The following is a 19,267-nucleotide window of genomic DNA, read 5'->3' as shown; positions in this document are numbered from 1 at the left end:
ACAAAATATTACGGCGTACACGTGTACACTGAAATAATTCTCAGATAGGCTATTCGTGCTGCATCCTGCGGCGCGATAACAGCATTTGAGGAACCTATGGCGAAAACCCCATTACCCGCGCAGGGATATTCTGTGGCGGAGGAGATCGCCAACAGCATCAGCCACGGCATTGGCTGTCTGTTTGGCATTATCGGCCTGGTGCTACTGTTGAATCAGGCCTGGGCGGCGCAGGCTGACGCAGTGGCTATCGTCAGTTACAGCCTCTACGGCGGCAGCATGATTCTGCTTTTTCTGGCTTCTACGCTCTATCATTCCATTCCGCATCCTGCTGCGCGGTACTGGCTGAAAAAGTTCGATCACTGCGCCATCTATCTGCTGATTGCCGGGACCTACACGCCTTTCCTGCTGGTAGGATTAAAATCTCCGCTGGCGCACGGCCTGATGGTGGTGATCTGGGGTCTGGCGCTGGCGGGCATTATTTTCAAATCCACCATAGCGCACCGTTTTGAAAAACTTTCCGTAATAACCTATCTGCTGATGGGCTGGCTTTCGCTGGTGGTGATTTATCAGCTGGCGCTGATCCTACCGGCGGCAGGTATCTGGCTGTTGGCAGCAGGTGGCGTGATCTATTCGCTGGGAGTCATCTTCTACGTCTCGGAACGTATCCCTTATAACCACGCCATCTGGCACGGTTTTGTGCTCGGTGGCAGCCTGTGCCATTTCCTCGCCATCTATTTATACGTGATGTAAAAAAGGGGCCGTATGGCCCCTGAATCCGTTATTCAATCACATAAGGCAACGGTTTGATCGCCAGTGCGCCGCCTTCATCGCCCTGCAGGCGAAACGGGGTAGCGGGTTCCAGGTCGTTGTTCATGACCGCCTGCACCCATACTTCACCGGTATCGAGCTGCACGGCGCTGAGAATGGTGCCGGTGCGGCGCCAGTTTTCACCCAGCTTCATCTCCAGCGCATCGCCTGCTACCGGCACATGACCGGCGCTGCCAGCCAGCCAGTAAAGGGCGCGCTTGTTGGCACCACGAAACTTGGCGCGTGCCACCATCTCCTGGCCGGTGTAGCAGCCTTTTTTAAAGCTGATCGCGTCCAGCGACTGAAGATTGGTCGCCTGAGGAATAAACTGCACGCTGTTTTTATCTTCGATAATCGGCAGTCCCGCTTCGATATCCAGCGCCAGCCATTGCGCGCTGTCGCTGAGCTGCGCTTCACCGGCCAGTTTGTTTTGCAGCGCCTGCGCCTGCTCCAGCGAGGTAACAATCATGAAGCGCTCGGCTGGCTGTTCAAACCACAGCAGCGTGCTTTCACCCTGTTGCACCACCGGCGACGCGGCATCAGGCAAGGTATCAAACAGCCCGGTCAGCGCGGCACGCGCCTGAAAACCGGCAACGCCAACCAGCACCGCATCTTCATCGGCGGCAATGGTCACTTTGGCAAAAATGGCATATTTCTTTAGTTCAGCAATCTGCGTTTCATGCAGGTTGCGACGCTCAACATACGCATAACCCTCACCGCGATGAAACAACCGCAGGTTGCTCCACATTTTGCCTTTGGCATCACAGTGGGCGGCGAGTTTATGCGCACTGGCATCCAGTGCGGCGACATCCAGCGTCAGCTGGCCCTGCAGATAAGAGGTGCTGTCTGCGCCTTGCACGGTGACCAGCGCCCACTCTTCCAGAGAAATCAACGTTAAAGGCAGGCGAGCCGAGGCGGCGGGCTGACGTGGCGGTAAGCTAAAGCGTGGCATAAAAGTATCCTGGCAATGTACGACAATGGTATTCATGTTAAAAGAGCATCGCGTCTTTGCAACCTGTTTCCGGAAAAGGGCGCACAAAAGGCGTGATACGTCATGAGCCGCACTGATGCCAGCTGCGAGGGGTGCCGCAAAGCGCTAATTTGGCTTCGGCAGCGTGCTAAAAAACCGCTACACTGAGCGCCATTATTTTCGTTGCGGATGACTGAGCTTATGGATATTCACGAAAAATCACGCATTCACTGGGCCTGCCGTCGCGGCATGCTTGAACTGGATATTTCCATCATGCCGTTCTTTGAATATGAATATGATTCACTGAATGATGAGGATAAACAGTTATTTATTCGCCTGTTAAAAAGTGACGATCCCGATCTGTTTAACTGGATGATGAATCACGGCGAACCCGCTGATGAAGAGTTAAAACGCATGGTGCGCCTGATTCAGCAGCGGAACCAGCAACGTGGTCCGGTGGCGCGCTGATTTACAGGCCTCCGTGCTGGCACAGCGCTGGGGCCATGGGCTGTTTTTGACAGCGGCGCTGCTGGTGACGCTATTGCCGCCGTGGCAGCTGAGCTATGGGTTACTGAACCTGCTGCTGTTGGCCGCGGTGATGTATGAGTGGCGACGCCATCATCACGTGCTACAGCGACGCTGCGGCGCGCTGGTATGGAAAGAGAATGATGACTGGCGCTGGCAGCAGCGCCACTGGCGGCTCTGCCCGGCAACCTGCTGCCTGAACGCGGCGATCCTGCTGCGTTTACGCGGTGAGGCGGGGCAGCAGCAGTTTTGGCTGATGCGTGACAGCATGAGCGAGGCGGAATGGCGCGCGCTGCGCTATCAGATTCTGACGGCTGGTCCGCCTGATTCGCCTGTTTAGTCTTGCATATTGAGCAGGCAAGCTGAGCAGATAACGACCGCTACAGCAGCTCAGCCGTTTCGGTCAGGATCTGTTCGCACCACTGTTGAATGCGTTCATCGCTGAGCTCAAACTGGTTAACATCGTCGAGCGCCAGGCCGACAAACTGTGTGCCGTCAGCGGTTAACGGCCGCGCGCTGGTGAACTCATAGCCTGCCAGCGGCCAGTAGCCCACAACGCGCACGCCCATTGGCGTCAGCAAATCGTGCAGCATGCCCAGCGCATCAAGAAACCATTCGCCGTAACCAAACTGATCGCCCATGCCGTACATCGCAACGATTTTCCCCTGCAAATTCACTGCGGGAATTTCCTGCCAGATCGCCTCCCAGTCCTCCTGTAGCTCGCCAAAATCCCAGGTGGGAATGCCAAGAATCAGCAGATCGTACTGCGCCATCAGCGCCGGAGAATCGTCTTTCACATTGTGTAAGGTCACCAGCTCAGCACCGATAAAATCACGGATCTTTTCCGCAACCATTTCGGTGTAACAGGTGCTGGAGCCATAGAAGAGGCCAATTTTCATGCGGGTAGAGCTCATATTGACGTACCGTTGGCGCAAGTGTACCAGACAGGGGCGGAATTCAGGCATAATGAGCACAAATTCACACCCTTCACGCGTGGTTTTACTGTGCAAGATACTGAACTGCTTGAGCAATTTCTGGATGCGCTCTGGATCGAGCGTAATCTGGCGCAAAATACGCTTGCCTCTTATCGGCAGGATTTGCAGACGCTGACCGGCTGGCTGGCGCATCAACAGCTCACGTTGTTGCAGGCTGGCGCGGCTGATCTGCAGGCGTTCCTCGCTGAGCGTATCGACGGCGGCTATAAAGCTACCAGTTCGGCGCGGCTGCTCAGCGCCATGCGTCGGCTGTTTCAGTATCTCTATCGTGAAAAGCTGCGCGATGACGATCCCAGCGCGCTGCTGGCGGCGCCCAAATTGGCGCAGCGTTTGCCGAAAGATCTCAGTGAAGCGCAGGTGGGGCGCCTGTTACAGGCGCCGGTAACCGATCAGCCGATTGAGCTACGGGATAAAGCGATGCTTGAGCTGCTCTACGCCACCGGGCTGCGCGTCACCGAGCTGGTGAGCCTGACGCTCAGCGACGTCAGTTTGCGCCAGGGCGTGGTGCGCGTGATTGGTAAAGGCAATAAAGAACGGCTGGTGCCGCTGGGCGAAGAGGCAGTGCACTGGCTGGAGCAGTATTTGGAACACGGTCGCCCCTGGTTGACCAATGGTCGCACGCTGGATGTCCTGTTTCCCAGCAATCGCGCGCAACAAATGACCCGGCAAACCTTCTGGCATCGCATCAAACATTATGCCACGCTGGCGGGTATCGATAGCGAAAAGCTCTCGCCTCACGTATTACGGCACGCTTTTGCCACTCATCTGCTGAACCATGGCGCCGACCTGCGTGTCGTACAGATGTTGTTAGGCCACAGCGACCTGTCGACCACCCAAATTTATACGCACGTTGCCACCGAGCGACTGCGTCAACTTCATCAACAGCATCATCCACGCGCATAGCCAGAACACAAGGAATCAGGATGTATAAGCGTATTGCAGTTCTCTCTTTACTGGCGGCTTCGCTGACGAATGTCGCCCACGCAGACGATGCGGCCATCCAACAATCACTAAAAAAACTGGGCCTGCAGCAGACCGAAATTCAGCCGTCGCCGCTGCCCGGCATAAAAACGGTGCTGAGCGAAAGCGGCGTGCTTTATGTCACTGAAGATGGCAAACACTTCATTCAGGGTCCGCTGTATAACGTCAGCGGCGCGCAGCCGGTCAACGTCACCAACCAGTTGCTGCAAAAAAAGGTCGATGCGCTGAGCAAAGAGATGATCGTGTATAAAGCGGCGAAGCAGCAGCATGTGATCACCGTGTTCACCGACATCACCTGCGGCTACTGCCACAAACTGCATGAGCAGATGGCCGATTACAACGCGCTGGGCATCACCGTGCGCTATCTCGCGTTTCCGCGTGAAGGTCTGAACGGCCAGGTGGAAAAACAGATGAAGTCGATCTGGTGTGCGGCGGATCGTAACAAAGCCTTTGATGAAGCGATGAAAGGCAATGCCGTCTCGCCAATCGCCTGCGATATCAAACTGGATGAGCAGTACAAGCTGGGCATTCTGTACGGTATTCAGGGCACGCCAGCCATGCTGCTGGAAAATGGCATGATGATTCCGGGCTATCAGGGACCGAAAGAGCTGAAACAGGTGCTGGATAGCCAAAAAAGTGGTGGTTAAGTCTGCGTGAAAGGGTCTTCTGAATTACGGCGGCGCGAAGCCGTTGACAACACGCTGCCCGTTGAGCTGCATCCATTGCTGCGTCGCCTTTACGGGCTGCGCGGCGTGCGTCAGCCTGAAGAGCTGGAGCGCGGTGCGAAAAATCTGCTGCCCTGGCAGCAGCTCAGCGGCATCGACAGCGCCGTCAGGCTGCTGCATCAGGCGCTGCAAAGCCAGCAGCGCATTATGGTGGTGGGCGATTTCGATGCCGATGGCGCCACCAGCACCGCGCTAAGCGTGCTGGCGTTGCGCAGCATGGGTGGCGCTAACGTGCAGTATCTGGTGCCGAACCGCTTTGATGACGGCTATGGACTGAGCCCGGAAGTAGTGGAGCAGGCGGCGGCGCGCGGCGCTGAGCTAATTCTGACCGTGGATAACGGCATCTCTTCCCACAGCGGCGTGGAGCTGGCGCATCAGAAAGGGATTCCGGTACTGATCACCGATCACCATCTGCCGGGCGACACCTTGCCGGCCGCTGAGGCGATCGTTAACCCTAATCTGGCTGACTGCAATTTTCCTTCGCGCGCGCTGGCGGGCGTTGGCGTGGCGTTTTATCTGATGCTGGCTCTGCGTGCGCACCTGCGTGAACAGGGCTGGTTCAGTGATGCGCGACCGATGCCGAACCTTGCGGAATGGCTCGACCTGGTCGCGCTTGGCACGGTAGCCGACGTGGTGCCGCTGGATGCCAACAACCGCATTCTGGTCTGGCAGGGCTTGAGCCGTATTCGCGCCGGTAAATGTCGGCCAGGCATTCGCGCGCTGCTGGAGGTCGCCAATCGTGAAGCGCATCAGCTGGCGGCCAGCGATCTCGGCTTTGCGCTCGGGCCGCGGCTGAATGCAGCAGGGCGGCTGGACGATATGTCAGTGGGCGTTGCGTTGTTGTTGACCAACGATGTGGCGCAGGCGCGCATGCTGGCCAGCGAACTTGATGCGCTGAACCAGACGCGCAAAGAGATTGAGCGCGGTATGCAGGCAGAAGCGCTGGCGCTGTGCGACAAGCTGGAAAATACGCACGAAACGCTGCCGTTGGGCCTGGCGTTTTACCATCCGGAGTGGCATCAGGGCGTGGTGGGTATTTTGGCATCGCGGCTGAAAGATCGCTTTCATCGGCCGGTGATCGCCTTTGCGCCAGCGGGCGACGGCACGCTAAAAGGGTCGGGCCGATCGATTGCCGGGCTGCATCTGCGCGATGCGCTGGAGCGACTGGACACGCTCTGTCCGGGCCTGATCATTAAGTTTGGCGGTCACGCTATGGCGGCTGGCTTGTCGCTGAATAGCGAACGCTTTGAGGAATTCAGCGAGCGTTTCAGCGCGCTGGTGGGCGAATGGCTTGATGGCGAAGCGCTGCAGGGCATTATCTGGTCCGATGGCGAACTGCAGCCCCAGGAGTTTTCGCTGGCTACCGCCGAGCTGCTGCGTGATGGCGGCCCGTGGGGCCAGGCGTTCCCGGAGCCGCTGTTTGACGGCAAGTTCAAGCTGCTGCAGCAAAAACTGGTTGGCGAACGTCATCTGAAAGTGATGGTGGAGCCACTGGGCGGCGGGCCGCTGCTGGATGGCATCGCCTTTAATATCGATCCGCTGATCTGGCCCGACAACAGCGTGCGCCAGGTTGAACTCGCCTATCGTCTCGACATTAACGAGTTCCGCGGTAACCGCAGCGTGCAGCTGATTATCGAACACCTGCGTCCACTGTAACCTTCCGCTCAGCCCATGTCGGCATTCTGCTGTTTTTTAACGGCAGAATGCCGTGAGAAGGGCAAAGCAGCGCTACAAACTACCCACCATTTCAGGTAAACTTCGCCGTTACATTATCGACTTTCTGCGAAAAAGATCCGAAATCATGTTTGAAATTAATCCGGTCAAAAATCGTATTCAGGACCTTAGCGAGCGCAGCAACGTGCTCAGGGGGTATCTTTGACTACGATGCCAAGAAAGAACGCCTCGAAGAAGTAAACGCCGAGCTGGAACAGCCGGACGTCTGGAACGAACCTGAACGCGCTCAGGCGCTGGGCAAAGAGCGCTCCTCGCTGGAAGCGATCGTGGATACGCTGGATCAGCTGCGTCAGGGGCTGGAAGATGTCAGCGGCCTGCTCGAGCTGGCGGTAGAAGCCGACGACGAAGAGACCTTCAATGAAGCGGTTGCCGAGCTGGAAACGCTCGACAAAAAACTCGCTGATCTTGAGTTCCGTCGCATGTTCTCCGGCGAATATGACAGCGCCGATTGCTACATGGATATTCAGGCAGGTTCCGGCGGCACCGAAGCGCAGGACTGGGCCAGCATGCTGCTGCGTATGTATCTGCGTTGGGCGGAAGCGCGCGGTTTCAAAACCGAAATCATCGAAGAGTCCGACGGCGAAGTGGCGGGCACCAAATCAGCCACCATCAAAGTGATTGGCGACTATGCCTTTGGCTGGCTGCGCACCGAAACCGGCGTCCATCGCCTGGTACGTAAAAGCCCGTTCGATTCCGGCGGCCGTCGTCACACCTCATTCAGTTCGGTGTTTATCTATCCGGAAGTGGATGACAACATCGATATCGAAATCAACCCAGCCGACCTGCGCATCGACGTTTACCGCGCATCCGGTGCCGGTGGCCAGCACGTGAACAAAACCGAGTCAGCGGTGCGTATTACGCACTTACCGACCAACATTGTGGTGCAGTGCCAGAACGATCGCTCTCAGCATAAGAACAAAGATCAGGCTTTCAAACAGCTGCGCGCCAAGCTGTATGAATATGAAATGCAAAAGAAAAATGCTGACAAACAGACCGCTGAAGATAATAAATCTGATATCGGCTGGGGCAGCCAGATCCGTTCTTACGTACTGGATGATTCGCGCATCAAAGATCTGCGCACCGGCGTAGAAACGCGTAACACGCAGGCGGTGCTGGATGGCGATCTGGACCGTTTTATTGAAGCAAGTTTGAAAGCAGGGCTATAAGGAACCGACATGTCTGAACAACAACCGCAGAATGCTGACGCCGCCGTTGAGCTAAATAACGAATTAAAGGCGCGTCGCGAGAAACTCAGCGCGCTGCGTGAGAAGGGTGTGGCGTTTCCCAATGATTTCCGTCGTGACAGCCTGTCCGATGCGCTGCACGCCAGCCATGATGGCAAAGAGAACGAGGAACTGGAATCGCTGGGCATTGAGGTCAGCGTAGCGGGCCGCATGATGACGCGCCGTATTATGGGCAAAGCGTCGTTCGTCACCCTGCAGGATGTCGGCGGCACCATTCAGCTGTACGTTTCCCGTGACGATCTGCCGGAAGGTTATTACAACGAGCAGTTCAAGAAATGGGATCTCGGCGATATCCTCGGCGCACGCGGCAAGCTGTTCAAAACCAAAACCGGCGAGCTGTCGATTCACTGTAGCGAGCTGCGCCTGCTGACCAAAGCGCTGCGTCCGCTGCCGGATAAATTCCACGGCCTGGCCGATCAGGAAACGCGCTATCGCCAGCGCTATCTCGATCTGATCGCCAATGCCGAGTCGCGTAACACTTTTAAAATTCGTTCGCAGATCATGGCGGGCATCCGTCAGTTCATGGTGTCGCGCGACTTTATGGAAGTGGAAACGCCGATGATGCAGGTGATTCCTGGCGGTGCCTCAGCGCGGCCTTTTATTACCCATCACAACGCGCTCGATATCGATATGTATCTGCGTATCGCGCCGGAACTCTACCTGAAGCGTCTGGTGGTTGGCGGCTTTGATCGCGTGTTTGAGATCAACCGTAACTTCCGTAACGAAGGCATTTCGCCGCGCCATAACCCAGAGTTCACCATGATGGAACTCTATATGGCGTATGCGGATTACCGCGACCTGATCGAACTGACCGAAAGCCTGTTCCGCACGCTGGCGCAGGATGTGCTGGGCAGCACCGTGGTGCCTTACGGCGACCAGGAATTTGATTTCGGTAAGCCGTTTGAGAAGCTGACCATGAAGCAGGCGATCCAGAAATACCGTCCGGAAACCGACCTTGCCGATCTGGATGATATGGAAAAAGCGTCGGCGATTGCTGCTTCGCTGGGCATTAAGATCGAGAAGAGCTGGGGCCTTGGCCGCGTCGTGACCGAAATCTTTGAAGAAACCGCGGAAGCGCACCTGATTCAGCCAACCTTCATTACGGAATATCCGGCCGAGGTTTCTCCGCTGGCGCGTCGTAATGATGAGAACCCTGAAATCACCGATCGCTTTGAGTTCTTCATTGGCGGCCGCGAAATCGGCAACGGCTTCTCGGAACTTAACGACGCGGAAGATCAGGCAGAGCGTTTCCTGCAGCAGGTGAATGCCAAAGATGCAGGCGATGACGAAGCGATGTTCTATGACGAAGATTACGTGACCGCACTGGAGCACGGCCTGCCGCCAACGGCTGGCCTGGGCATCGGTATCGATCGCATGGTTATGCTGTTTACCAACAGCCATACTATTCGCGATGTGATCCTGTTCCCGGCGCTGCGTCCAACCAGCAAGTAACGGTATCGGTAACGCGTAAAGTATTGAGCCAGCCTGCGGGCTGGCTTTTTTATGTTCGGGCCACCAACCCTCAGGAGTGATGATGTCAGCGAACAGACCGGATTGCATTCGCCACTGGCATGAACTGGAAGGCGACGATCACATGCACTATCCCGACAGCAACGAGCGGATGTCGATTGGCGCACCCTTGGGCAGGGCGCTGGGCCTGACGCGGCTCGGCATTCATCATGAGCGTCTGCTGCCGGGGCGTCGGCTCTCTTACCCGCATGCGGAAAGCGCCGAAGAGGAGTTTGTCTATGTTTTGCAGGGATCGCCACACGCCTGGATCAACGGTGAACTTTATGCGCTCCAGCCCGGCGATGCGGTGGCTTTTCCCGCGGGCACCGGCGTTTGTCACACCTTTATCAACAACGGCAAAGAGGAAGCGCACTTGCTGGTGGTAGGCGAAGCCAACAAGCCGGAGAATCGCATTTTCTATCCGCTGAACCCGGCTTATGCCGCCACGCGAGAAGATCGCTGGCTCAATCCACCGGCGCAGATCATGGGCGGGCATTCCGGCCTGCCAGATAAACCGCAGGACGACTAGCTTTTTAACACCGTGTCCAGCCAGCCTTTGAACTGCAGGTAAGGCACGTAGAGCGCGACATCTTTGTAGAGCGTTTTGCCGCTGGCGTTGTCGTCGATATGGCTGCTGTAGCCAACGATCACGCCAGCCAGCGTATCGTCATCGGCGTTGTAAACCGCGCCGCCGGACATGCCTTTAACCACGCCCGCGTTGGCCGCCACCACCACGCAGCTGAGCTTGTTCCAGCTGTTTTCCAGGCCAGTGTTAATCAGGTTGGTGCCGCTGGAGCTGACCGGCATAGCTGAGATAAAGCTGTAGCCGTAGAAGTTGACCCGTTCGCCGATATGGCTGTTACGAAAACGCGGCGGCAGATCCTTTTCGCTGTTTTTGTGGTAGACCACGGCGATATCGCATTCCGGATGCCACGCTTTAACCTTATAGAGCGAAAACTTGGCCACGTGCGCCGCGGTGAGGCTGTAATCCGCCGTCAGGGGAATGGTGGTGCCCAGTGTGCCCAGGCCCAGCACGGTAGGAATACCGGTGACCGTCATATCGACCCGTTTCTGCGCTTCTTTGCTGTACTCATAATGCCCGACCGAGCAGCCGCTCAGACAGACCGCCATAATGGCCACGCGCAGATACATGCATTCTCCCGTTTATCAATTGCTGCTGTTAACCACAGGATATCGGCACGGCCTGCGCCGATCTTTAAGGCAAATCACGACCCATAAAGCGCAACAGCACCAGCCTGAACCAGAGCTTAACCCTTTGAATCGGCATGCACATGGGGCCTGCTCCAGTTAAGCGCGGCGCGCATCATCACGTTCAACTGCTGCATTGTTGCGCGATAAGCAACATTGCCTTGCCGTTATCCGGGTATATGCGCAACGATGGCTATGCTTTAATGTCGCGCGTGATCAAGATCAACTATTTATACCGTCATTTATGCTGCACAGGAACCTCTGCTGCGGTCGGGGTGGCCTGTTTTTATCTTTTTGGGAGAGTGTGTTATGCCTGTTTCACTACTGGCTCTGGCGCTGAGTGCATTTGCTATCGGCACCACGGAGTTTGTCATCATGGGATTGCTGCCGGAGGTCGCCCGCGATCTGCAAGTATCGATTCCGTCAGCAGGCTGGCTGATCAGCGGTTATGCGCTGGGTGTGGCGATTGGCGCGCCGATTATGGCGCTGCTGACCGCCTCGCTGCCGCGTAAGCGCACGCTGATTCTGCTAATGGTGATCTTCATCGTCGGCAATATCTTTTGCGCGCTGGCGTACACCTATAACCTGCTGATGCTCGCCCGGGTGATTACCGCGCTCTGCCACGGCGCCTTCTTTGGCATCGGTGCGGTGGTTGCCGCCAGCCTGGTCGCGCCCAACAAACAGGCTTCTGCGGTAGCGCTGATGTTTACCGGCCTGACGCTGGCGAACGTGCTCGGCGTGCCGCTCGGCACCTGGTTTGGGCAGCTGTTTGGCTGGCGCGCCACTTTCTGGGCGGTCTCGGTGATCGGCGTGCTGGCCTTTATTGCGCTGATTATCAGCCTGCCGGTGAATAAAGAGGAGAAACCGGTGCATCTGGGCAGCGAAGTCAGTGCGCTGGCTAACGGCAAACTCTGGCTGTCGCTGTTGATGACCGCCTGCTTTGCCGCCGCAATGTTTGCCCTGTTTAGCTACATTGCGCCCTTGCTGCTGGAAGTGACCGGCATCAGCGATCGCGGCGTCAGCTGGACGCTGTTCCTGATCGGCGCGGGCCTGACGGTGGGCAATATCCTCGGCGGCAAAATGGCAGACCGCAAGGTTTCTACCAGCCTGATCCTCAGCTTTTCGCTGATCGCGGTGTTCTCGCTGCTGTTTAGCTGGACCAGCCACGCGCTGTGGCTGGCAGAAATCACGCTGTTTCTGTGGGCGATGGCCACGTTCGCCACCGTACCGGGGCTGCAAATCAACGTCGTGCGCCACGGCAAAGAGGCACCTAACCTGGTCTCGACGCTGAACATTTCCGCTTTTAACGTCGGCAATGCGGTGGGTGCCTGGTTGGGCGGCGCGGTCATTGGCGGCGGCTACGGCCTGACCGCGGTGCCGGTTGCGGCGGCGGCGATGGCGCTGCTCGGCCTGCTGGTCTGCTTAATCACCTTCCGCCGTTCACGCGGTCCGGGCGAGACCGCGCACGCTTAAAAGCGTAGCGCCGGTTCCTGCTCTCGCAGCTGGCTGCACTGTTGCTGTAGCCAGCTGATAAATGTATCGACCAGCGCCGAGGCGGGCCGATGCAGAGGCCGAATCAGACTGACGGTAAACGGCACCGCCACGCTGAAGGGCTTGATGATCACCCCGCTGTCGGCGTAATCCAGCGCCGTCAGCGGATTCACCACCGATACGCCCACGCCCGCTTTCACCATCGCGCACACCGATGCCGCACTGTGCGTCTCCATCACCATTCGCCGTTCCACCCGATGCTCAAGAAAGAGCGTATCCAACAGCTGACGATAGCTGTCGGTGCGCGACAGGCTGATGTAATGTTCGTCGGCAAAGTCAGCGGGCGACAACCGTTCCGCCTGCGCCAGCCGATGGCCGGTCGGCAGCACGCACACTTCGTTGCAGGTCAGCAGCGGCAGGCGTTCGGTTCCGGCGGGCGTGCTGTGCGTCTCCGTCAGGCCAATATCGTAACGCTGCGCCGAGAGCCACTCTTCCAGCAGCGGCGACTCCTGCGGAATAATGTTCATGCTGACATCGGGGTAGCGCTGTAAAAATGGCTGGCAAACGCGCGGCAGCAGCGACTGGGAAAACACCGGCAGGCAGGCGATCGACAGCTCGCCCTGGCGAAAATGGCGCAGACCCGCGGCGGCATCAATAATGCGATCCAGCCCGTACCACGAGCGTTGCACCTCTTCAAACAGCCGCAGCCCCTGAAGCGTAGGTTGCAAACGTCCACGCACCCGCTCAAACAACTGCAGGCCGATCTGCTGTTCAAAACGCGCCAGTTCGCGGCTCACCGTGGGCTGTGAAGTGTGCAGCATCTCCGCCGCCTGCGTCAGGTTGCCGCTGGTCATCACAGCGTGGAAAATCTCGATTTGTCGCCAGTTGTTTTTATTGGTCATTGCGCATCCGTGGAGCAGAAGGTTACTACCCTAAGCCTGCAAGTTGTCTCGATCTAACCATATCCTGAATGAATAGATCCTGGATAAACAGATATTTTTCAGCATGCTTTTTTTATGGCGTAATAACCGAATACTGACAGGAGAAAGCCATGCCGCGCCCGCTGAATAATACTGACACCGCCCTTAACCGTGACAACCTGCTGCCGCTGGCGCAGCGCTACAATGCGCCTTTCTGGGCCTATGACGCCGACATTATTCGGCAGCGTATCAGCCAGTTACAGCAGTTTGATACCGTGCGTTTTGCCCAGAAAGCCTGCTCGAATATTCATATTCTGCGTCTGATGCGTGAAGCGGGCGTCAAGGTCGATTCCGTTTCGCTGGGTGAAGTTGAACGGGCGCTGGTTGCCGGTTTTCAGCCGGGCGGCGATGAGATCGTTTTTACCGCTGACCTGCTGGATCACGCCACGCTGGCGCGCATTGTTGAACTGAAGGTGCCGGTGAATGCCGGATCGATCGACATGCTGCATCAGCTGGGTACAGCTTCGGCGGGTCATGCGGTCTGGCTGCGGGTAAATCCTGGTTTTGGTCACGGCCACAGCCAGAAAACCAACACCGGCGGCGAAAACAGCAAGCACGGCATCTGGCACAGCGATCTGCCGGAAGCTCTGGCGGCGGTGCAGCGCTACGGCCTGCATCTGGCAGGGATTCATATGCATATCGGCTCCGGCGTGGATTACGCCCATCTTGAGCAGGTGTGCGATGCGATGGTGGATATGATTATCACCAGCGGGGCCGATCCCAAAGCGATCTCCGCGGGTGGCGGGCTCTCCATTCCTTACCATTATGGCGAAGAGGCGATTGATACTGAACACTATTATGGCCTGTGGAACACCGCGCGCGATCGCGTGGCGGCACATCTCGGCCATGCGGTGCAGCTGGAAATCGAACCGGGTCGTTTTCTGGTCGCCGAGTCGGGCGTACTGGTCTCGCAGGTGCGGGCGGTGAAAGCGATGGGCAGCCGTCACTTTGTGCTGGTGGATGCCGGTTTTAACGATCTGATGCGGCCTTCGCTCTACGGCAGCTATCACCATATTTCTCTGCTGCCTGCCGATGGTCGCAGCCTGGATGAGAACGCCACCATCGACAGCGTGGTAGCCGGTCCGCTGTGCGAATCTGGCGACGTCTTTACCCAGCTGGAAGGCGGCATGGTTGCGCCGCGTGCTTTGCCATCGGCGAAGGTGGATGATTATTTGGTGTTCCACGATACCGGTGCCTATGGCGCATCCATGTCTTCAAACTACAACAGCCGTCCGCTGATTGCGGAAGTGCTGTTCGACGGCGGCAAAGTGCGAGAAATCCGCCGCGCGCAGACCATTCAACAGCTGCTGGCGCTGGAGCTGTAAGCCAGACCGCCTTCTCAGCAAGGCGGCTGCGCTAGCTCTTTTCGCAATAACACCAGCTCTTCTGCCAGATCGCGGCAGAGCAGGGCGTTCATCAGATGATCCTGGGCATGAACCAGGATCAGCGTCACCGGCACCTTGCCTTCGCCTTCATCCGCGCCAATCAGCGCCGTCTGCACCTTGTGCGCCTCTTTCGCCGCCGCCGTTGAAGCCAGCAGCGCGTCGTCCGCTTCCTGCCAGGCGCGTCGCCGCGCAAACTGAATTGCCATCATCGCCTGCGATCGCGCTTCACCCGCACTGATCAGCAGTTCCATCATCACCTGTTCATAATCCATACGCCATTCTCGCTATTGGTATGCCAATATTGGAATATTCATCGTACCGGAATACCAAAAATCGGTTCCGGGAGCTTTGTCACAGAAAAAAACGCTGCGCAGGTTATTTTTGGTATGCCACGCGAAAGGAATCCGTAGAAGGCACATAACGGGATGCCAACTCTCTTACCTGAGGTATGAATGATGTCTCTACAGGATCGACTTATTGACTCGCTGGGCAGCTTCGCTACCCGCTTCAACAGTTATCGCTACATCATGGCGATCAAAGCGTCGTTTATCACCCTGATGCCGGTGATCATCGTCGGTGCTTTTTCCGTGCTGATCTCCAACATGGTGCTGGATCCGAAAAATGGTCTCGCCAGCTTCGCGTCACTGAGCTTTCTGGCTGACCTGAAGCCGATCACCAGCAGCATTAACTACGCCACGCTGAGCTTTCTCAATATTGGCGCGGTGTTTTTAATCGGTATCGAACTGGGCCGCATCAACGGTATTAAAACGCTGTTTCCCGGCCTGCTGGCGATCATCTGCTTTATTTCCGTTACGCCGACCACGTTGCAGATGATGGTCAACGGTGAAATGCAGCTGGTGACCGACGTGCTGGCAAAACAGTTTTCCGATACCAAGAGCCTGTTTCTCGGCATGTTCATCGCTATTCTGTCGGTGGAGATCTACTGTCGGCTGGAGAACATCGATCGCTTAAAGATCAAAATGCCTGACACCGTGCCGCCCAACGTTGCCGCCTCGTTTTCCGCGCTGATTCCGTCGCTAATCACTGTCTCTGCCGTCGCCGTTTTTGGTTTTATCTTCCACCGCGTCACCGGCATGTATCTCTATGATGCGGTGTACAAAGTGGTGCAGCAGCCGCTGGAATCGGTGGTGCAGAGTCTGTGGGGCATTCTGCTGCTGATGTTCGTTGCCCAGCTGTTTTGGGTGATCGGTATTCACGGCAATCAAATGGTCAAACCGATTCGCGAGCCGCTGCTGCTCGGCGCCATTCTGGTCAATATGAACGCCTTCGAGCAGGGCATTGAGGCGCCGAACATCATCACTATGCCATTCTGGGATGTTTATATGAGCATTGGCGGTTCCGGCCTGACCATTGGCCTGCTCAGCGCGGTTCTGCTGGCCACCAAACGCAAAGAGATGCGGGAAATTGCCAAACTTTCCATCGGACCGGGTCTGTTCAACATCAATGAGCCGGTGATTTTTGGTATGCCGATCATGCTGAATCCGATCCTCGCGATCCCGTTCATTATCACGCCGCTGATCACCGGATCGATCGGCTACTTCGCTACCGCGATGGGTTTTGCCGGTAAAGCGGTGGTGATGGTGCCCTGGACCACGCCGCCAATCATTAACGCCTGGCTCTCTACTGCTGGATCGATGGGCGCGGTTTTAACTCAAATTGTCTGCATTGTGGTGTCGGTGCTGATTTACCTGCCGTTTGTCAAAGTTGCCGCGCGCCGTGCAGAAGCCGCCGAGGCGAAGCTGGCGCAGCCTGATGCCGTGCAAAACTAAGGAGATATCATGAGCAAGCAGCAGATAGCTATTCCCGATGACTTCATTCTCGGTGCGGCGGCCTCCGCCTGGCAAACCGAAGGCTGGAGCGGCAAAAAACCGGGTCAGGATTCCTATCTCGACGCCTGGTACAAGCAGGACCGCCACGTCTGGCACAACGGCTACGGCCCGGCGGTGGCGACCGATTTCATTAACCGCTTCGAGGAAGATGTGGCATTGATGAAGGCCGCCGGGCTGACGCACTACCGCACTTCGATCAACTGGTCGCGTTTTCTCACCGACTACGAACAGGGCACGGTAGATGAAGAGTATGCGGCTTATTACGATCGGCTGATCGATGCGCTGGAGGCACAGGGCATTGAGCTGATGCTCTGTCTGGAGCATTACGAACTGCCGGCGGTACTGCTGGAACAGTACGGCGGCTGGGCATCCAAACATGTGGTTGAGCTGTTTACCCGTTACGCCGACCAGGTTTTTGCCCGCTATGCCGGTCGCGTTTCGCGCTGGTTTGTGTTTAACGAGCCGATTGTAGTGCAGACGCGGGTCTATCTCGATGCGCTGCGCTGGCCTTATCAGCAGAACACCCACACCTGGATGCAATGGAACCACCATAAAAATCTCGCCACGGCGAAGGTGGTGAAGCTGTTTCGTGAACAGGGCTACAGCGGCAGCGTCGGTACGATTCTCAATCCCGAAGTGACCTATCCGCGTTCTGCGGCCGCCCACGATCAGCAGGCGGCGGAGATCTACGATCTGTTCTACAACCGCGTATTTCTCGATCCGGCGATCAAAGGCGCTTATCCCGCCGAGCTGATGGCGCTGCTGCAAAAACATGATATTCAATGGGATTATACTGCCGAAGAGCTGGCGCTGATCGCCGAACATCGCGTCGATGAGGTTGGGCTGAATCTCTATTATCCGCATCGGGTAAAAGCGCCGTCGCGCGCCTGGCATGCGGAAACGCCTTTTCATCCTGCCTTTTATTACGAGCACTTTGAGCTGCCGGGACGACGGATGAACCCATCACGCGGCTGGGAAATTCAGCCACGCATCGTCTGGGATATGGCGCAGCGCATGAAGCAGGAATATGGCAATTTTCCGTGGTTTATCGCCGAAAACGGTATGGGCATCGAAAATGAGGCGCGTTTTCGTCAGGAGGATGGCGAAATTCAGGACGATTACCGCATCAATTTTATCGCTGAGCATCTTTACCAGGCACTGCTGGCCCGCGAAGCGGGCTGTAACTGTCTGGGTTATATGCTGTGGGCGTTTACGGACAACGTCTCACCGATGAACGCCTTTAAAAATCGCTACGGCCTGATTGAGATCGATCTTGAGCATCAACGTCAGCGCCGGATGAAAAAATCCGCGCACTGGTTCCGCACGCTGCGCGACAGCCGACAGTTAACCCTCACGCTGGATGATGAGGATAAATAAGGAGTTACCCATGAAACGTATCGTACTCGCCTGCGCTGCAGGCATGTCTACCTCGATGGTGATGACGCGGATGGAAAAAGAGGCGGCCGCCCGTGGCCTGAGCTATCACATTTATGCCATTCCGGAGCAGAACCTGCGCGAAGAGCTGGAAAATAATCCCGGCGAGGTGGCGGTGGTGCTGCTTGGTCCGCAGGTACGCTTCAAGCTGGAGGAGAACCGCAAACTCACCGACAGCCATCAAATTCCCATCGCGGTGATCGATTCCGTCGCCTATGGCACGCTCAATGGTGCAAAAGTACTCGATCAGGCGCTGGCTTTGGTAAACTAGCGCTTCATCGTCATAATGCGCTGCCGCAGCCAGGCGGCGCATAACGTATCATCATATGCGCTGACGATTTTATCTGTTCGTTAAGGGTTAAGGTGATCACGTGGAGAAGGGTGCAGTGCCGCAAGAAAAGAAGCAGTATCAGGAGATTGGCCAGCACCTGCGCCAGCAAATTATCGATGGCATGTATGCGGTGGGCTCGCGCTTGCCGACCGAACGCGCCATTGCCGAAACCTGGGGCGTCAGCCGCACTATCGTGCGCGAAGCGTTATTGATGCTGGAGCTGGAGGGCACCGTTGATATCCGGCAAAGCTCCGGCGTGTATGTGATGCGCATTCCTTCCGCCACCAGTGACGAAGAAGAGGCCTTTTTTCGCAGTGACGTTGGCCCGTTTGAGATGCTACAGGCGCGTCAGCTGTTGGAGAGTAACATCGCCGCCTTTGCTGCCCGCATGGCGACCAAAGCGGATATTGAGAATCTGCGCCGCACGCTGGAGCAGGAACAGCGTGCCATCGCCATGAACGACAGCAGTCAGGACAACGATAAGCTGTTTCATCTGCTGCTGGCGGGCGCCACGCAAAATCAGATGTTGCTGGATACCGTGACCAGCGTCTGGCGCCATCATGAAAACAATCCCTTATGGCAACAGCTGCGTGCGCACATTGAAACCCGCAGCTATCGCCTTAAGTGGCTGAGCGAGCACCAGACTATTCTCGCCGCGCTGCGACGCCGCGACGTGATGGGTTCCTGGCAGGCGATGTGGCAGCACCTGGAAAATGTAAAAAACACGCTGCTTGAGATCTCGGATGCTAACGCGCCGGATTTCGATGGTTATCTGTTTGAATCGGTGCCGATTTTTCAGGGCAAGCTGATGTAGGAGGGGGGGCTGGGCCAGAAAGGCCAGCGGGTTTGCCCGAAAGCGGGCGGCTTTGCGTTGTGCCTGGCAGGCGGCTTGTTAAGTTCAATGTCTTAAGGTCAATGTCTTAAGGTCAATGTCTTAAGGTCAAAAGCTATTTCGTACTGCCTGAAGGCAGCCCGGGCAGGGCCAGGTCAAGGGCCATTTCGTCCAGGCTAAAGCCTGCCCGAGCAGGGCCAGGTCAAGGGGCATTTCGTTCTGCCTGAAGGCAGCCCGGGCAGGGCCAGGTCAAGGGCCATTTCGT

General features: G+C 56.8%; 20 protein-coding genes. 15 read left to right on the top strand and 5 right to left on the bottom strand.

What is annotated here, in order from left to right; translation table 11 throughout:
• Positions 1–96: 96 nt before the first annotated feature.
• Positions 97–750, top strand: a complete 654-nt coding sequence (gene trhA / locus ACJY2L_RS17480) for a PAQR family membrane homeostasis protein TrhA (protein WP_439213833.1) — start codon at positions 97–99, stop codon at positions 748–750.
• 28 nt (positions 751–778) lie between these two features.
• On the opposite strand, the gene ygfZ is transcribed toward trhA, so the two are convergent.
• The gene (gene ygfZ, locus ACJY2L_RS17475) at positions 779–1,759 is read right to left on the bottom strand and encodes a tRNA-modifying protein YgfZ (protein ID WP_439213834.1); all 981 of its coding nucleotides are present in this window, start codon (positions 1,757–1,759) and stop codon (positions 779–781) included.
• A 219-nt stretch (positions 1,760–1,978) separates the two neighbouring features.
• On the opposite strand from ygfZ, the gene sdhE reads away from it, so the two are divergent.
• Positions 1,979–2,245, top strand: coding sequence for an FAD assembly factor SdhE (gene sdhE, locus ACJY2L_RS17470; protein ID WP_067433428.1), 267 nt, complete (start codon positions 1,979–1,981; stop codon positions 2,243–2,245).
• Positions 2,226–2,642, top strand: coding sequence for a protein YgfX (locus tag ACJY2L_RS17465; RefSeq protein WP_439213835.1), 417 nt, complete (start codon positions 2,226–2,228; stop codon positions 2,640–2,642). Before sdhE ends, ACJY2L_RS17465 begins: the two co-directional genes overlap by 20 nt.
• A 40-nt stretch (positions 2,643–2,682) precedes the next feature.
• Here the strand turns inward: ACJY2L_RS17465 and fldB are convergent, their stop codons facing one another.
• Positions 2,683–3,201, bottom strand: a complete 519-nt coding sequence (gene fldB, locus ACJY2L_RS17460; protein WP_439213908.1) for a flavodoxin FldB — start codon at positions 3,199–3,201, stop codon at positions 2,683–2,685.
• 105 nt (positions 3,202–3,306) lie between these two features.
• On the opposite strand from fldB, the gene xerD reads away from it, so the two are divergent.
• The 6 genes from xerD to ACJY2L_RS17430 all read left to right on the top strand — a co-directional run bounded on the left by xerD (position 3,307) and on the right by ACJY2L_RS17430 (position 10,019).
• Positions 3,307–4,200 carry a site-specific tyrosine recombinase XerD gene (gene xerD / locus ACJY2L_RS17455; protein ID WP_439213836.1) on the top strand — a complete coding sequence of 298 codons (894 nt, stop codon included), beginning with the start codon at positions 3,307–3,309 and terminating at the stop codon, positions 4,198–4,200.
• A gap of 20 nt (positions 4,201–4,220) precedes the next feature.
• Entirely contained in the window at positions 4,221–4,925 is a 705-nt protein-coding gene (dsbC, locus tag ACJY2L_RS17450) for a bifunctional protein-disulfide isomerase/oxidoreductase DsbC (RefSeq protein WP_067433419.1), read from the top strand.
• Positions 4,926–4,931: 6 nt separating this feature from the next.
• On the top strand, positions 4,932–6,659 hold the full coding sequence (recJ, locus tag ACJY2L_RS17445) for a single-stranded-DNA-specific exonuclease RecJ (RefSeq protein WP_067433415.1): 1,728 nt from the start codon (positions 4,932–4,934) through the stop codon (positions 6,657–6,659).
• Between the two features lie 145 nt (positions 6,660–6,804).
• Positions 6,805–7,903 (top strand): peptide chain release factor 2 gene (prfB, locus tag ACJY2L_RS17440; RefSeq protein WP_439213837.1). Its coding sequence is split into 2 segments (ribosomal slippage): positions 6,805–6,879 and positions 6,881–7,903, totalling 1,098 coding nucleotides; the frame shifts between segments, so codons are not numbered across the junction.
• A gap of 9 nt (positions 7,904–7,912) precedes the next feature.
• Positions 7,913–9,433: a lysine--tRNA ligase gene (gene lysS, locus ACJY2L_RS17435; RefSeq protein WP_067433412.1), complete on the top strand. Its 1,521-nt coding sequence runs from the start codon at positions 7,913–7,915 to the stop codon at positions 9,431–9,433.
• 82 nt (positions 9,434–9,515) lie between these two features.
• Positions 9,516–10,019, top strand: a complete 504-nt coding sequence (locus ACJY2L_RS17430) for a cupin domain-containing protein (protein ID WP_439213838.1) — start codon at positions 9,516–9,518, stop codon at positions 10,017–10,019.
• Here the strand turns inward: ACJY2L_RS17430 and ACJY2L_RS17425 are convergent.
• Positions 10,016–10,642: a serine protease gene (locus tag ACJY2L_RS17425; protein WP_187486894.1), complete on the bottom strand. Its 627-nt coding sequence runs from the start codon at positions 10,640–10,642 to the stop codon at positions 10,016–10,018. The genes ACJY2L_RS17430 and ACJY2L_RS17425 overlap by 4 nt on opposite strands.
• Before the next feature lie 366 nt (positions 10,643–11,008).
• Between ACJY2L_RS17425 and ACJY2L_RS17420 the strand changes: the two genes are divergently transcribed.
• Complete coding sequence (locus ACJY2L_RS17420) at positions 11,009–12,172, top strand: MFS transporter (protein WP_067433403.1); 1,164 nt, start codon at positions 11,009–11,011, stop codon at positions 12,170–12,172.
• On the opposite strand, the gene ACJY2L_RS17415 is transcribed toward ACJY2L_RS17420, so the two are convergent.
• Positions 12,169–13,092: a LysR family transcriptional regulator gene (locus tag ACJY2L_RS17415; protein WP_067433400.1), complete on the bottom strand. Its 924-nt coding sequence runs from the start codon at positions 13,090–13,092 to the stop codon at positions 12,169–12,171. The two genes, ACJY2L_RS17420 and ACJY2L_RS17415, sit on opposite strands and share 4 nt — an antisense overlap.
• Positions 13,093–13,241: 149 nt before the next feature.
• Here ACJY2L_RS17415 and lysA point away from each other — a divergent pair, with 149 nt between their 5' ends.
• Positions 13,242–14,495, top strand: coding sequence for a diaminopimelate decarboxylase (lysA, locus tag ACJY2L_RS17410; RefSeq protein WP_439213839.1), 1,254 nt, complete (start codon positions 13,242–13,244; stop codon positions 14,493–14,495).
• A gap of 14 nt (positions 14,496–14,509) precedes the next feature.
• Here the strand turns inward: lysA and ACJY2L_RS17405 are convergent, their stop codons facing one another.
• Positions 14,510–14,827, bottom strand: a complete 318-nt coding sequence (locus ACJY2L_RS17405; protein WP_439213840.1) for a PTS lactose/cellobiose transporter subunit IIA — start codon at positions 14,825–14,827, stop codon at positions 14,510–14,512.
• Between the two features lie 183 nt (positions 14,828–15,010).
• Between ACJY2L_RS17405 and ACJY2L_RS17400 the strand changes: the two genes are divergently transcribed.
• The 4 genes from ACJY2L_RS17400 (at position 15,011) to ACJY2L_RS17385 (ending at position 18,984) form a co-directional block, all read left to right on the top strand.
• Positions 15,011–16,345, top strand: a complete 1,335-nt coding sequence (locus ACJY2L_RS17400; RefSeq protein ID WP_439213910.1) for a PTS sugar transporter subunit IIC — start codon at positions 15,011–15,013, stop codon at positions 16,343–16,345.
• Positions 16,346–16,354: 9 nt separating this feature from the next.
• Positions 16,355–17,782: a glycoside hydrolase family 1 protein gene (locus ACJY2L_RS17395; RefSeq protein ID WP_439213841.1), complete on the top strand. Its 1,428-nt coding sequence runs from the start codon at positions 16,355–16,357 to the stop codon at positions 17,780–17,782.
• 10 nt (positions 17,783–17,792) lie between these two features.
• The gene (locus ACJY2L_RS17390) at positions 17,793–18,110 is read left to right on the top strand and encodes a PTS sugar transporter subunit IIB (protein WP_439213842.1); all 318 of its coding nucleotides are present in this window, start codon (positions 17,793–17,795) and stop codon (positions 18,108–18,110) included.
• 100 nt (positions 18,111–18,210) lie between these two features.
• Complete coding sequence (locus ACJY2L_RS17385) at positions 18,211–18,984, top strand: FCD domain-containing protein (protein WP_067433381.1); 774 nt, start codon at positions 18,211–18,213, stop codon at positions 18,982–18,984.
• Positions 18,985–19,267: the final 283 nt, after the last annotated feature.

This window comes from Duffyella sp. Ts4 (assembly GCF_051851875.1).
Lineage (GTDB): Bacteria > Pseudomonadota > Gammaproteobacteria > Enterobacterales > Enterobacteriaceae > Duffyella > Duffyella gerundensis.
The sequence above is the reverse complement of the archived record's forward strand: the minus strand, read 5'-3'. Positions and strand labels throughout refer to the sequence as shown.

Excerpts from the sequence above, each read along its gene's own strand:
- trhA (WP_439213833.1), top strand. The coding sequence starts at position 97 with ATGGCGAAAACCCCATTACCCGCGCAGGGATATTCTGTGGCGGAGGAG.
- ygfZ (WP_439213834.1), bottom strand. The coding sequence starts at position 1,759 with ATGCCACGCTTTAGCTTACCGCCACGTCAGCCCGCCGCCTCGGCTCGC.
- sdhE (WP_067433428.1), top strand. The coding sequence starts at position 1,979 with ATGGATATTCACGAAAAATCACGCATTCACTGGGCCTGCCGTCGCGGC.
- fldB (WP_439213908.1), bottom strand. The coding sequence starts at position 3,201 with ATGAAAATTGGCCTCTTCTATGGCTCCAGCACCTGTTACACCGAAATG.
- dsbC (WP_067433419.1), top strand. The coding sequence starts at position 4,221 with ATGTATAAGCGTATTGCAGTTCTCTCTTTACTGGCGGCTTCGCTGACG.
- lysS (WP_067433412.1), top strand. The coding sequence starts at position 7,913 with ATGTCTGAACAACAACCGCAGAATGCTGACGCCGCCGTTGAGCTAAAT.
- ACJY2L_RS17430 (WP_439213838.1), top strand. The coding sequence starts at position 9,516 with ATGTCAGCGAACAGACCGGATTGCATTCGCCACTGGCATGAACTGGAA.
- ACJY2L_RS17425 (WP_187486894.1), bottom strand. The coding sequence starts at position 10,642 with ATGTATCTGCGCGTGGCCATTATGGCGGTCTGTCTGAGCGGCTGCTCG.
- ACJY2L_RS17420 (WP_067433403.1), top strand. The coding sequence starts at position 11,009 with ATGCCTGTTTCACTACTGGCTCTGGCGCTGAGTGCATTTGCTATCGGC.
- ACJY2L_RS17415 (WP_067433400.1), bottom strand. The coding sequence starts at position 13,092 with ATGACCAATAAAAACAACTGGCGACAAATCGAGATTTTCCACGCTGTG.
- lysA (WP_439213839.1), top strand. The coding sequence starts at position 13,242 with ATGCCGCGCCCGCTGAATAATACTGACACCGCCCTTAACCGTGACAAC.
- ACJY2L_RS17405 (WP_439213840.1), bottom strand. The coding sequence starts at position 14,827 with ATGGATTATGAACAGGTGATGATGGAACTGCTGATCAGTGCGGGTGAA.
- ACJY2L_RS17400 (WP_439213910.1), top strand. The coding sequence starts at position 15,011 with ATGTCTCTACAGGATCGACTTATTGACTCGCTGGGCAGCTTCGCTACC.
- ACJY2L_RS17395 (WP_439213841.1), top strand. The coding sequence starts at position 16,355 with ATGAGCAAGCAGCAGATAGCTATTCCCGATGACTTCATTCTCGGTGCG.
- ACJY2L_RS17390 (WP_439213842.1), top strand. The coding sequence starts at position 17,793 with ATGAAACGTATCGTACTCGCCTGCGCTGCAGGCATGTCTACCTCGATG.